Here is a 14,157-nt window from a genome sequence, read left to right on the forward strand (position 1 = left end):
GTTTTTCGTTTTTTGGGCAGTCGACGACGTTGCCGAAACGAAAAAAACCGCCATCTCGGAATGAAATGGCGGTTTTTGTTTGGGCCTCCGCCATCACCTCAAACAAGGCATGGCGGACAGCCGTCACATCGAGTGCATTCGGCGCATGCCGCCGGAATGGTCCGAGGCACACACCGGACACCGACGCGATTTACTTCTTGCGAGCCGGCGGGACGTCGGTGCACACCCCTTCGTAAATCTCCGCCGCCATGCCGACCGATTCGGCCAGCGTCGGGTGCGGGTGAATGGTCTTGCCGATATCGACAGCGTCCGCCCCCATCTCGACGGCCAGGCAAATTTCGCCGATCAGATCGCCCGCGTGCGTGCCGACGATGGCACCGCCAACGATACGATGGGTCTCTTCATCGAACAGCACCTTGGTGAAGCCTTCGTCACGGCCGTTCGCGATCGCACGGCCCGAAGCCGCCCACGGGAACACGGCCTTGCCGTACTTCACGCCTTCAGCCTTCAACTGGTCTTCCGTCTTGCCGGCCCAAGCCACTTCCGGATCGGTGTAAGCCACCGACGGAATCTGGATGGCGTCGAAGTAAGCCTTCTCGCCTGCCGCCGCTTCCGCTGCGACGTGGGCTTCGTGCACGGCCTTGTGGGCCAGCATCGGCTGACCGACAATATCGCCGATCGCGAAGATGTTCGGCACGTTGGTTCGCATCTGCTTGTCAACGGCGATAAACCCGCGATCGCCCACCGCCACGCCCGCGTTCTCGGCACCGATCTTCTTGCCGTTCGGGCTGCGACCCACGGCGACCAGCACGAGGTCATATCGCTGGGGTTCCGTCGGCGCCGCCTCACCCTCGAACTTCACGTAGATGCCGTCAGCCTTGGCCTCGGCACCCACGGTCTTGGTCTTGAGCATGACGCGCCCGAAGCGCTTCGTGTTCATCTTCTCCCAGACCTTGACCAGATCGCGGTCGGCGCCCTGCATCAGGCCGTCGAGCATTTCCACGACGTCGATCTCGGTGCCCAGCGCGCTATAGACGGTCGCCATTTCCAGGCCGATGATGCCACCGCCGATCACGAGCATCTTCTTGGGCAGTTGGCGCAACTCAAGCGCGCCGGTCGAATCGACGATGCGCGGATCTTCGGGCAGGAACGGCAGCTTCACCGCCTGCGAACCCGCCGCGATGATCGCCTGCGCGAACTTCACTGTGCGCTTGCTGCCATCTTCGGCCACGACTTCGATGTGATTCGGGTCGAGGAACGTGCCGACGCCGCGCACGACTTCCACCTTGCGCATCTTGGCCATGCCGGCCAGACCGCCCGTGAGCTTGCCGACCACGCTCTCCTTGTGGGCGCGCAGCTTGTCGAGATCGATCTCGGGTTTCGCGAACGAGATGCCATGATCGCCGAGCGTCTGGGCCTCCTCAAGGACCGCCGCCGTGTGGAGCAGCGCCTTCGACGGGATGCAACCCACATTCAGGCACACGCCGCCGAGGGTGGCGTAGCGCTCGACGAGCACGGTCTTGCGCCCCAGGTCGGCACTGCGGAACGCGGCCGAGTATCCGCCCGGACCGGCGCCCAACACGAGCACGTCGCACTCGGTGTCCGCACCGCCGCTATGCTTGGCCGCCGCCGGGGCCGGGACGTTCGACTGCGCCGCGGGGGCAGCCGGGGCGGGAGCAACTGGCGCTGCCGCCGGGGCGTCAGCCTTGGCGGCTCCGGCACCTTCCACTTCGACAAGCGCGATCAGCGTGCCTTGGCTGGCCTTGTCGCCCACCTTGATCTTCACTTCCTTGACCGTGCCCGACACTTCCGACGGCACTTCCATGGAAGCCTTGTCGGACTCCAGCGTAATGAGCGATGCATCCTTGGCGATCTTGTCGCCGGGCTTGATCATCACTTCGATGACATCCACGCCCTCTGCGCCGATGTCCGGTACTTTGACTTCGATGAGACTCATGCGGGGTCTCCCTGTCGCATTTATGACTTGATGGTGGTATCGATCGGGAACGTGTGGACCTGAAACGGGGCGGCGGAACTCTTGTCGAACTCCGCCCCGGCCTTCACGCCCGCTTCGGCGATGGCGCTGGCATCCAGATCCTGGTCGTAGAGGGCAAACATGGCGCCTAGCGCGAAATTGCGCCCCGAGCCGATCCCCCAGAACCGATCGAAAACAAACACTTCCCGGTAGGAATAAATCCCGTAGATGCCTGTCGGATTCGCGATCACACAAGTGATCTGCGACGACTCGTACGGATCGTCTTCCTCTTCCTTGGTGTTGAGGAAATACTCTTCCTTGAGCTTCTGATGGACGCGGCAGAACGTGCGGAACACCTCGTCGCGCGAGTGCAGACGGCATTCGTCCGCCATGCCCGAGAGAATGGCGCGCATGACCGGAAAGTGTGCGGTCGTGCCCGCCAGGCCGACATAGGAATCGCCCACGAGAAAAACCTTGCGATTCTCCTCGTAAGATTGCGAGAGCCGGGTATCGCCGAACGTCACGAGCGAATCGGCGGCAATGGCGATCTCACCTGCCTTCTTGACGACTACCACGGTGGTCATGATGCTCTCCCCGTCCAGATCCTGAAGCGTTCGCGCGCACCGCCGGCTTGCGCTTGCGCGCGGCCGGCGGTGCCTGCCATTACAGCATCGCGCGACGGAAGTCGTGCAACAGTTGCCCCAGGTAGGCATTGAAGCGCGCGGCTTCCGCGCCGTCGATCACCCGGTGATCGTAGGACAGCGACAGCGGCAGCGTCAGTTGCGGCAGGAACTGTTGCTTGCGCTCATCCCACACCGGCTTCTGATACGAACGAGACAGACCCAGGATGGCCACTTCCGGTGCGTTGATGATCGGCGTGAAGGTCGTGCCACCGATACCGCCCAGCGACGAGATCGAGAAACACCCGCCTTGCATCTGATCCGGCTTGAGCTTGCCGTCGCGGGCGAGCTTCGCCAGTTCCGAGGTCTCGCGAGCGATTTCGAACACGCCCTTCTTGTCCGCGTCGCGAACGACCGGCACAACCAGGCCGTTCGGCGTGTCGGCCGCGAAACCGATGTGGAAGTACTGCTTGAAGACGAGGTTGTCGCCGTCGAGACTGGCATTGAACGTCGGGAACTTCTTCAGGGCCATCACGCAGGCCTTGATGACGAAAGCGAGCATCGTGACCTTGACCCCGGCCTTCTCGTTCTCCTTGTTCAACTGCACGCGGAACGCTTCGAGTTCGCCGATATCCGCTTCGTCGTTGTTCGTGACGTGCGGGATCATGACCCAGTTGCGGTGCAGGTTCGCGCCCGAAAGCTTCTTGATGCGCGAAAGCGCCTTCGGCTCGATCGGACCGAACTTCGAGAAGTCGATCTTCGGCCACGGCAGCAGGTTCAGCTCACCGCCACCGGCAGGCGCACCGCCCGATGCGACCGGACGGTTGCCCGCAAGCACGCTCTTGACAAAGTTACGCACGTCGTCGATGACCACGCGGCCCTTGGGACCGGTGCCCTTCACTTGCGTGACATCCACCCCCAGTTCGCGGGCGAACTTGCGCACCGACGGACTGGCGTGGCTGATCGGCGGATGACCCGGCGCGGCGGCGGGCGTCGCAGGCGCGACAGCCGGTGCGGCGGCGACGACGGGCGCCGGGGCTGCCGGGGTAGCGCTCGGGACCACCGGGGCCGGGGTACTCGCTGCGGTGGCAGCCTTGACTGGTGCGGCGGCGGCAGCGCCTTCGAGCACGACGATCAGCGTGCCTTCGGACACCTTGTCGCCCACCTTGACCTTCAATTCCTTGACCACGCCGGCGGCCGGACTCGGCACATCCATCGATGCCTTGTCGGACTCCAGCGTCACGAGCGATTGCTCGGCCGTCACGGTGTCGCCCACCTGCACCAGCACGTCGATCACGGGCACGTCGTCGTAACCGCCAATGTCCGGCACCTTGACGTCGATCTTGCTGGCGCCACCGATGGCGGCCGGGGCGGCAGGTGCTGCGGCCGGCACCGGCGCGGGTGCCGCCGCTGGGGCCGGCGCGGGCGCCACGGCCGAATTCACCTGAGCGCCCGAGCCATTAGCCGTCTCGAGCATCAGGATGAGCGAACCCTCGGAGACTTCATCGCCGACTTTCAGGCTCAACGCCTTGATGACGCCGGACGCCGGGCTCGGCACGTCCATCGTGGCCTTGTCCGATTCCAGCGTGATCAGGGCCTGCTCGGCATCGATCTTGTCGCCCGCCTTGACCAGCACGTCGATGACGGGCAAGTCCTTGAAGTCACCGATATCCGGGACTTTCACTTCGATCACTTGACTCATTTTCCACAGTCTCCTCGAGGCTGCACTTGACGCGCGGCGCGAACCCGCCGCCGCCGGGGGGGCGGCGGGCGGTCGCACACGCCGCGCGAAGCGGCCTTTAGACGGTCATCGGGTTGGGTTTATTCGGATCCAGGTTGTACTTGGCAATCGCTTCGGCGACCTTGCTCGCCGGCAGCGTGCCTTCGTCAGCCAATGCCTTGAGGGCAGCGACCGTGACCCAGTTACGATCCACCTCGAAGAAGTGGCGCAGCTTCTCACGCGTATCCGAACGACCGTAGCCGTCGGTGCCGAGCACCACATAACGACCCCGCACGAACGGACGAATCTGATCGGCGTACGTACGGATGTAGTCGGTCGATGCGATGACCGGACCACGGGTGTCGTTCAGGCACGTCTCGACATGCGACAAACGTGCCGTCCCGGTCGGGTGCAGGAGATTGTAGCGCGCCACATCGTTGCCTTCGCGGGCAAGCTCCGTGAAGCTCGGGCAGCCCCACAGATCCGATTCGACGCCCCAATCGTTCTTGAGCATTTCGGCAGCGGCAATCACTTCATTGAAGATCGTGCCCGACCCCAGCAGTTGCACGCGCGGTGCCTTGCTGTCGTCCACTCCGCGACGGAACGCGTACATCCCCTTCAGGATGTCCTGCTCCACGCCTTCCGGCATGGCCGGATGCGCGTAGTTTTCGTTCATCACGGTCAGGTAGTAATAAACGTCTTCCTGATCCTGCACCATGCGACGCAGGCCGTCCTGGACGATCACGGCGAGCTCAAATGCAAACGTCGGATCGTACGGCAGGCAGTTCGGAATCGACGACGCCCACAGCAGCGAGTGGCCGTCTTCGTGCTGGAGACCTTCGCCGTTCAGGGTCGTACGACCGGCCGTGCCGCCAACGAGGAAACCGCGAGCGCGCATGTCGCCGGCCGCCCAGGCCAGATCGCCAATGCGCTGGAAACCGAACATCGAGTAGAAGATGTAGAACGGGATCATCGTCTCGCCGTGCGTCGAATACGACGTTGCGGCTGCGATCCAGTCGCACATGCCACCAGCTTCGTTGATGCCTTCCTGCAAGATCTGACCGTTCTCCGATTCCTTGTAGAACATCAGTTGATCCTGATCCTGCGGGATGTAACGCTGGCCGACCTGGCTCCAGATACCGATCTGGCGGAACAGGCCTTCCATCCCGAAGGTACGCGACTCGTCCGGCACGATCGGCACGATACGCTGGCCCAGCGCCTTGTCCTTGAGCAGCACGTTGAGGATACGCACGAACGCCATCGTCGTCGAAATCTCACGGCCTTCGGCGGTCGCCTTGAGCAGTGCATCGAATGCGCTCAGCGCGGGCACCGGCAGCGATGCGGCCTTGGTGCGGCGTTGCGGCAGGTACCCCCCCAGCTCCATGCGGCGTGCACGCATGTATTCCAGTTCCTTCGAGCCTTCCTCGAACTTCAGGTACGGCACGTCGGCGATCTCGTCATCCGAGATCGGCAGCTTGAACTGGTCGCGGAACTTCTTGAGCGAATCCACCGGCATCTTCTTCTGCTGGTGTGTGATGTTCATGGCCTGACCGGCCTCGCCCATGCCATAGCCCTTGATGGTCTTGGCCAGAATGACGGTCGGCTGCCCCGTGTGCTGAGTGGCGGCCTGGTACGCGGCGTAAATCTTGTGCGGATCGTGGCCGCCGCGGTTCAGCGCCCAGATGTCTTCGTCGGACCAGTCGGCGACCATCGCCTTCAGTTCCGGCGTGTTGAAGAAGTTCTCGCGCACGTAGGCGCCGTCCTTCGACTTGTACGTCTGATACTCGCCGTCCACGCACTCCATCATGCGCTTCATCAGCAAGCCCTTCTTGTCGCGAGCGAGCAGGGCGTCCCAGCGGCTGCCCCAGATCACCTTGATGACGTTCCAGCCGGCCCCCCGGAATTCCGATTCGAGCTCCTGGATGATCTTGCCGTTACCGCGCACCGGGCCGTCCAGGCGCTGCAGATTGCAGTTGATCACGAACACGAGGTTGTCGAGATGCTCGCGACCGGCCATGCCGATGGCGCCCAGCGATTCCGGCTCGTCCGTTTCGCCATCGCCGAGGAACGCCCAGACCTTGCGGCCGTCGGTCTTCACGACGTTGCGCGACTCGATGTATTTCATGAAGCGAGCCTGGTAGATCGCCATGATCGGGCCCAGACCCATCGACACCGTCGGGAACTGCCAGAAGTCCGGCATCAGCCACGGGTGCGGATACGACGACAGACCACCGCCATCCACTTCCTGGCGGAAGTTCTCGAGCTGGGTCATTTCCAGACGGCCCAACAGGAACGCGCGGCTGTACACGCCCGGCGACGAGTGGCCCTGCACGAAGACCAGGTCGCCACCGTGCTTTTCGGACGGTGCATGCCAGAAGTGATTGAAGCCGACGTCATAGAGCGTTGCCGCCGACGCAAACGACGCGATGTGACCACCGACATTCGTGTCCTTGCCGGCTCGCAATACCATCGCGATTGCATTCCAGCGGGTGTACGAGCGGATCGTGTGCTCAACATCCTGATCGCCAGGGATATAGGCCTGCTGGTCGAGCGGGATGGTGTTGATGTAGGGGGTGTTCGCCGAGAAGGGGTGATGCTCGCCATTGATACGGGCGAACTCGATCAGCTTCTCGAGCAGGTAGTGGGCGCGCTCCGGCCCCTCGGCAGCCAGCACGCCTTCGAGCGAGGCCAGCCATTCTTGCGTTTCTTGGGGATCGGCGTCCGCAGGGGACACGATCTTCAGGGCTTCTTCAGGTACGGCGGACATGGTGTCTCCTTGTCTGTCGTTAGCGGGTTGGCGTAACGGTTGATACCCGCTTCATGGACGGGCCCACCGGCTTTTTTACCGGGGCATTGTACGAAGGTTATTCCTGCCTCCGCAAGCGAAATTTCAGATTACGATAGTAAATTTCATAATACGGAATTCTGCTGCAGCGCACATAAAATCAATAGGTTGCTGGCGCTATCACACCACGAATTGCGAGCGTACCGCTCGGTCTCGATCGCATATTGCGCGGCCGTCTTAGTCAAAAGATCGGAGGCTTCCGAAAAGCGGGCACAAACGGGTGATGCAGCGGGAAACCGGCCGGCCTGCGCTACAATCTCGCCATGCTTTCGCCACGCCTTGCCAATTCGGCTCCGCCGTCCCGGTCCGCCCCTACGTCTGCCCGCTCCAACCGCTGGTTGCAGGGGTTCGCGGAGTCGCATTACTACTTGCTGGTCCCGCTCGTCTCCATTGTCATCTTTCTCGTGGTGATGAGTTTGATCCTGTGGAGCCTGAATCGCCGGGAGACCGAGCAACAACAGGACACCCTGTACCGGAACGTGGCCTGGGCGCAGCAGCAGATTCGCCTCAACATGCTGGCCATCCAGGACCAGATCAGCTCGCTTGCGCGCGACACGGCAGCCAAGCCACAGGACGTGGCGCACTTCCAGAATACGGCGAGCGAGCTGATGCAGAATCATGCGGACATCGTCTTCATGAATTGGCTGGACGCGTCGCAGCGCCCCAAGTGGGCGGCACCGGCGGACTCCCCATTCGCTTCGCGGCTGCAGGGCTCGGCGCAGCATCCGATGGAGGACGAATTATTGGTCGCGTTTCGCGCCGCCCGCGATTCGCGCCGTTCGGCCTATTCCACCCTCATCTACGACGCCTCGGGGGCAAGCTACATCGTCGTGCAGGTGCCCGTGCTGCGCGAGCGCGAGTTCCTTGGCACGATCAGTGCGGTGTATTCGGTGGAAGGCTTGCTGATCCACGAGTTACCGCAGGAGCTTGGCGACAAGTTCAAGGTGTCGTTCATCGACACCCACAACAACGAGTTGGCAACCACATCGACACGCCCGCCGCTGCCGCGTGACGTTTCTTATGAGTTGCTCCTCGATCCCCCCGGGCACAGTCTGGCGGTGCGGATCTACTCGTATCCGGCCGTCGGCAATTTCGTCAACAACACGCTGGTGTGGCTGATTGCCGGCTTGTCGTGCTTTGTCCTTTGGAGCCTCTGGAGCCTTTGGCGGCATACGCGCCAGCGCTTCGAGGCGCAGCAGGCGCTGTTCAACGAGACGTCATTCCGGCGAGCCATGGAGAACTCCATCGTCATCGGCATGCGCGTGCTCGACCTGCAGGGCCACATCACTTACGTGAACCCCGCGTTCTGCCGTATGACGGGCTGGGATGAGCCGGATCTCATGTATCGGGCGCCACCTTACCCGTACTGGCCCAAGGACGACATCCACGAAATGCAGCGTCGCATCGACATGACACTGCGCGGCAAGGCCCCCTCGCACGGCTTCGAAATCCGCGTGCAGCGCAAGGACGGCACGATCTTCTACGCGCGCATGTTCGTCTCGCCGCTCGTGGACGCGCATGGTCGCCAGACCGGCTGGATGTCGTCGCTGACCGACATCAGCGAGCCGAAGCGGGCGCGCGAGGAGCTCGCCGCCGCACACGAGCGGTTCACGACCGTGCTCGAGAGCCTCGACGCGTCGGTGTCGGTGCTCGCCGTCGACAAGGCAGAGCTGCTGTTCGCGAACCGATACTACCGCCAGTTGTTCGGTACGCGCCCGGAAGGTCACCTGGAGTTGTCTGGCGGCGGCGACCTCTCCCCGACGTCGCTCGATCACCTCGACATGGTGGACGGGTTTGCCGGGTTGCCAGCCGCATCGCTCACCGACACGGCTGCGGAGACGCAGGAAATCTATCTGCCGACGCACCAGAAATGGTTCGAAGTCCGGCGCCAGTATATTCAGTGGGTGGACGGTCATCTGGCACAGTTGCAGGTGGCGACCGACATTACGGCCCGCCGTCACGCGGAAGAGCTGGCCCGTCAGGAAGAAGAACGCCTGCAGTTCACCGGGCGTCTGACGACGATGGGGGAGATGGCCTCGTCGCTTGCCCACGAACTGAACCAGCCGCTCGCGGCCATCAACAACTACTGCATGGGTACTGCGGCGCTGGTGCGCGCCGGACGCACGTCACCGGAGACGTTGTTGCCCGCACTCGAGAAAACGTCGCAGCAGGCGGTGCGGGCGGGCATGATCATCAAACGGATTCGCGCGTTCGTGAAACGCAGCGAACCAAAGCGCCAACCGTCATCGATCTATGAGATCGTGGCCGATGCCGTGGGCCTCGCCGAAATTGAAGCGCGCAAGCGCCGCATTCGCATCGTAACCGAGCTGCCCGCGGGACTGCCGCAGATCAACGTCGACCCGGTGCTGATTGAACAGGTGCTCGTGAACCTGCTCAAGAACGCCGCCGAGGCGATGCACGGCTACACGCCGCCGCCGGGCCAGCGACGCGATCTGAGCGTGCGCCTGCATGTGGAGCGGCGCGACAAATCGGTCGAATTCCAGGTCTCGGACCACGGCCCTGGGGTGGACGAAGCCACGATCGAACGATTGTTTGAACCATTCTTTAGTACTAAATCGGATGGCATGGGCATGGGCTTGAATATCTGCCGTTCGATCATCGAATCGCATCACGGCCGTCTGTGGGTAGAAAACAATGACATTGACGGCGTGCGGAATGGTTGTACTTTTTGTATTCTGTTACCGTTGGAAGGCGATACGACATCTGGATCCGGGGGAGGACCATGACGACACCCAATACCACTACCGAACAAGAAACCGTCTTTGTTGTCGATGACGACGAAGCGGTCCGCGACTCGCTTCGCTGGCTGCTCGAGGCCAACGGCTACCACGTGCGAGGCTTTGCCAGCGCCGAGGAATTTCTTTCGCACTACAACGGACATCAGCTTGGCTGCCTGATTCTGGATGTTCGCATGCCGGGCATGAGCGGCCTCGAGCTCCAGGAGAAGCTGGTCGAGAACCGCTTCAACATTCCCATCATCTTCGTGACGGGCCATGGCGACGTGCCAATGGCGGTCGACACGATGAAAAAAGGCGCGATGGACTTCATCGAAAAGCCTTTCGACGAAGCGGAACTGCGCGCCCAGGTCGAGCGAATGCTCGCGAAAGCGCGACAGGACGCCAGCAGCCAACGCGAGTTGCAAGCCGCAGAGGACTTGCTGTCCAAGCTCACGAGTCGCGAACATCAGGTGCTCGAGCGCATTATTGCCGGTCGCCTGAACAAACAGATTGCCGACGATCTGGGCATCAGCATCAAGACCGTCGAGGCGCACCGCGCCAACATCATGGAGAAGCTCAACGTCAATACCGTTGCCGACCTGCTCCGTCTGGCGCTGTCGAAACGCTCCAGCGCGTCGCCTCGCCCCTGACCGCGTGCTGACCGCCGTGGGGTCGGCATCGCGCCGGCCGCCGGACGGAGGCGCCGGAGTGAGCGGGTGTCAGGGCTTCGACCGGTAGCGTCGCGACCGGTCGTGTGGACATGACGTTGCTCGCCAAGGACACGTAGCGGGTGGCGTCCGCTCTTGAGCACAGTGGCTCCCACGAAGCCACCGGCCTCGAGACGGCCACCGCCTCGTCGGCGCAATGCCCCCATGCCGGGCAGTCCTCCCTGCGTCCGGCCGCCGGCCTGCCCCACCCCCTCCCGCGCGTTGCGGCGCGCCGTTATAATACGGTCTTTGCGTCGCTCGCCCGCCTGAGTGGCGCTGCCATATCCGGCCCTTCGGGCCAGCCCCCTTCCTTCCTACGATATCCACGCATCATGACCGCCACCCTCATCGACGGCAACGCCCTCGCCAAACGTATTCGCGCCGAAGTTGCCACCCGCGCCGCCGCTCTGACCGCCCGCGGCCATCAACCCGGTCTCGCCGTGGTGCTGGTTGGTGAGGATCCGGCCAGTCAAGTCTACGTGCGCAACAAGGTCAAGGCATGCGAAGACAACGGCCTGTATTCGTCGCTCGACCGCTATCCGGCCGATCTGACGGAACGCGCCCTGCTCGCCCGCATCGATGAACTCAATCGCGATCCGAAGATCAACGGCATCCTCGTCCAATTGCCCCTGCCGAAACACATCGACAGCCACAAGGTGCTCGAAGCCATTGCGCCGGAAAAGGACGTTGACGGCTTCCACGTGTCGAATGCAGGTGCCCTGATGACGGGAGCACCGCTGTTCCGCCCGTGTACGCCGTATGGCTGCATGAAGATGCTCGAATCCGTGGATTTCCCGCTGCGCGGGGCGGTGGCCGTGGTGATCGGTGCGTCGAACATCGTCGGCAAGCCGATGGCCATGATGCTGCTCCAGGCAGGCGCCACCGTCACGATCTGCAACAGCAAGACCCGCGATCTGGCCGCCCACACCCGCAACGCCGACGTGATTGTCGCGGCCGTGGGCAAGCGCAATATCGTCACCGCCGACATGGTCAAACCGGGCGCCGCGGTGATCGATGTCGGCATGAACCGTGACGACGCGGGCAAGTTGTGCGGCGACGTCGACTTCAACGGCGTCAAGGACGTGGCCGGCTACATCACACCGGTGCCGGGCGGCGTGGGTCCGATGACCATCACCATGCTCCTCGTCAACACTATCGAGGCCACCGAGCGCACCCTGGACGCCTGATCGCCAGGCAGGACCACAGCACCGCGCTTCATGCAGGGCGCGCCCGACCGGTGGGTCGCGCGCGCCCTCGTTACATTTGAGCGTGTCCCGGAAATACCGGCCTAACCGCGTTGAATGCGATCCCGACACGGCATGTCGGCAATGCCGCCGCCAGTTGCCCCAATCGTGCCGGTTGAAAAAAACGACTGGAAAATTGGGCCGGATGCCCCCACACTCTTTGTAAGCCCCTCCCCGTGGACAACGAACGCATGAATACGCCGCAAACCAACCCTCTGCTCGATATCGAGGGACTCCCCCGTTTTGCCGAGATCCGCCCGGAACATGTGACGCCTGCCGTCGACGTGCTCCTGGCGCAAGCGCGGGCGGCTGTGGACCGGGCCGCGGATCCTGCCACACCGCCGACCTGGGCCGACATTCTCGACGCCGTGGAAGACGGTACCGAAGGCCTGGGCCGTGCCTGGGAAATCATTGGACACCTGAACGCCGTCGCTGACACCCCGTCGCTTCGCGCTGCCTACAGCGATAATCTGCCGCGCGTCACGGAATTCTCGGCCAGCGTCGGTCAGAATCTGGCGCTGTTCGAAAAGTACAAGGCCATTGCGGCCGGCCAGGAATTCGCCGATCTTTCACCGGCCCGCAAGAAAATCCTCGACAACGAGATGCGCGGCTTCCGATTGGGCGGCGCCGAACTCCCCGAAGATCAGAAACCACGATTCGCCGATATTCAGGAAGCGCAAGCCAGCCTCGCCAAGCGTTTCTCGGATCACGTGCTCGATGCCACCAACAAATTCTCGCTTGTCGTGACCGATGAGCAGGCACTTGCCGGCCTGCCCGACGACGACAAGGCAGCCGCCCGCGCTGCTGCACAGCGCGATGGCCTCGAAGGCTGGAAATTCACGCTGCATTTCCCGTCGTACTTCCCGGTGCTGCAGTATGCCGACAACCGCGCACTTCGCGAAAAGTTGTATCGCGCGAACGTGACCCGTGCGTCGGAACTCGGCCCGCAATTCGGCAACGGCGAGGTCGACTGGGACAACACCGAAATCGTTCTCGAACAACTTGCGCTGCGTCGTGAGGAAGCCCACATGCTCGGCTTCAAGAACTACGCCGAAGTGTCGCTCGAGCCAAAAATGGCGGAATCCCCCGCGCAAGTCCTCGAGTTCCTCGAAGACCTCGCGCGGCGCGCGCGACCGTACGCCGAGCAAGACTGGGCGGAACTGCAAGCGTTCGCGGCCGAGTCGCTGGGCATCGAAACGCTGCAACCCTGGGACACGACTTACGCGTCGGAGAAGCTGCGTCAACAACGCTACGATTTCTCGGAATCGGAAGTCCGTCAGTATTTCCCGTTGCCCAAGGTGCTCGACGGTCTGTTCCGCGTTGCCGGTACGTTGTTCGGCGTGACAATTCGCCCGCAAGATGCCGAAACCTGGCATCCGGACGTGCGCCTCTTCCGCATCGAGCGCGATGGCGAACTGGTGGCACAGTTCTATATGGATCTGTTTGCGCGTGAAGGCAAGCGCGGCGGTGCATGGATGGACAGTGCGCGCACACGCAAGCGCCGGCACAACGGTACGCTGCAAACGCCCGTGGCCTACCTCGTGTGCAACTTCCCCGCCCCCGTCGGCGCCAAGCCGGCGTTACTGCCGCATGACGACGTCATCACGCTGTTCCATGAGTTCGGTCACGGCCTGCATCACATGCTCACGCAAGTGGAAGACGCCGGTGTCGCGGGCATCAATGGTGTCGAGTGGGATGCCGTCGAGTTGCCATCCCAGTTCATGGAGAACTTCTGCTGGGAGTGGGATGTACTCGAGCACATGACGGCCCACGTGGAGACGGGTGCCCCGCTGCCGCGCGCCCTGTTCGATAAGATGCTGGCCGCCCGCAACTTCCAGAGCGGTCTGATGATGCTGCGCCAGTTGGTCTTCTCCGACTTCGACATGCACCTGCATTCCGATTTCGACCCGCACGGCAACGAGTCGGTGCTGGCGCTTTCACAACGCATCAACGATCGATTGCACGTCATGCCTCAGGCGGACTTCTCTCGTTGGCCGAATACGTTCAGCCATATCTTCGCGGGCGGCTACGCGGCCGGCTATTACAGTTACAAGTGGGCCGAGGTACTGTCCGCGGATGTGTATGCGGCGTTCGAGGAGGCGGCGCAGGTCAGCGGCTCGGTCCTCGACACGGCCACCGGCACTCGCTATCGCGATGAAATTCTCGCGGTGGGCGGCAGTCGCGAGGCAATGGCGTCATTTATCGCCTTCCGGGGTCGTGCTCCGGAAGTCGATGCGTTGCTGCGTCACAGTGGAATGTCGGCAAGCTGACGTCTTGACTGACGCCAGCGAGCAATGCACAACGGGCG

At 62.8% G+C, this 14,157-nt stretch carries 8 protein-coding genes; 4 read left to right on the top strand and 4 right to left on the bottom strand.

The features are described from left to right. Positions 1-190 precede the first annotated feature (190 nt). The 4 genes from lpdA to aceE form a co-directional block, all read right to left on the bottom strand. Complete coding sequence (gene lpdA / locus PTE31013_RS07885; protein WP_150612281.1) at positions 191-1,957, bottom strand: dihydrolipoyl dehydrogenase; 1,767 nt, start codon at positions 1,955-1,957, stop codon at positions 191-193. A gap of 20 nt (positions 1,958-1,977) precedes the next feature. After that, a complete protein-coding gene (locus PTE31013_RS07890; RefSeq protein ID WP_150612282.1) occupies positions 1,978-2,559 on the bottom strand; it encodes an Ntn hydrolase family protein in 582 nt (193 codons plus the stop codon). 79 nt (positions 2,560-2,638) lie between these two features. Beyond that, complete coding sequence (gene aceF, locus PTE31013_RS07895; protein WP_150612283.1) at positions 2,639-4,297, bottom strand: dihydrolipoyllysine-residue acetyltransferase; 1,659 nt, start codon at positions 4,295-4,297, stop codon at positions 2,639-2,641. Between the two features lie 97 nt (positions 4,298-4,394). Beyond that, a complete protein-coding gene (gene aceE, locus PTE31013_RS07900; RefSeq protein ID WP_150612284.1) occupies positions 4,395-7,082 on the bottom strand; it encodes a pyruvate dehydrogenase (acetyl-transferring), homodimeric type in 2,688 nt (895 codons plus the stop codon). Between the two features lie 341 nt (positions 7,083-7,423). Between aceE and PTE31013_RS07905 the strand changes: the two genes are divergently transcribed. The 4 genes from PTE31013_RS07905 to PTE31013_RS07920 all read left to right on the top strand — a co-directional run bounded on the left by PTE31013_RS07905 (position 7,424) and on the right by PTE31013_RS07920 (position 14,119). Next, positions 7,424-9,907 carry a PAS domain-containing sensor histidine kinase gene (locus PTE31013_RS07905; RefSeq protein ID WP_246174050.1) on the top strand — a complete coding sequence of 828 codons (2,484 nt, stop codon included), beginning with the start codon at positions 7,424-7,426 and terminating at the stop codon, positions 9,905-9,907. Beyond that, a complete protein-coding gene (locus PTE31013_RS07910; RefSeq protein WP_150612285.1) occupies positions 9,904-10,548 on the top strand; it encodes a response regulator transcription factor in 645 nt (214 codons plus the stop codon). Before PTE31013_RS07905 ends, PTE31013_RS07910 begins: the two co-directional genes overlap by 4 nt. Before the next feature lie 389 nt (positions 10,549-10,937). Continuing rightward, on the top strand, positions 10,938-11,792 hold the full coding sequence (gene folD, locus PTE31013_RS07915; RefSeq protein ID WP_150612286.1) for a bifunctional methylenetetrahydrofolate dehydrogenase/methenyltetrahydrofolate cyclohydrolase FolD: 855 nt from the start codon (positions 10,938-10,940) through the stop codon (positions 11,790-11,792). Between the two features lie 248 nt (positions 11,793-12,040). Next, complete coding sequence (locus PTE31013_RS07920; protein ID WP_150612287.1) at positions 12,041-14,119, top strand: M3 family metallopeptidase; 2,079 nt, start codon at positions 12,041-12,043, stop codon at positions 14,117-14,119. The last annotated feature ends 38 nt before the right edge of the window (positions 14,120-14,157 follow it).

It is taken from the genome of Pandoraea terrigena, assembly GCF_902459705.1.
Lineage (GTDB): Bacteria > Pseudomonadota > Gammaproteobacteria > Burkholderiales > Burkholderiaceae > Pandoraea > Pandoraea terrigena.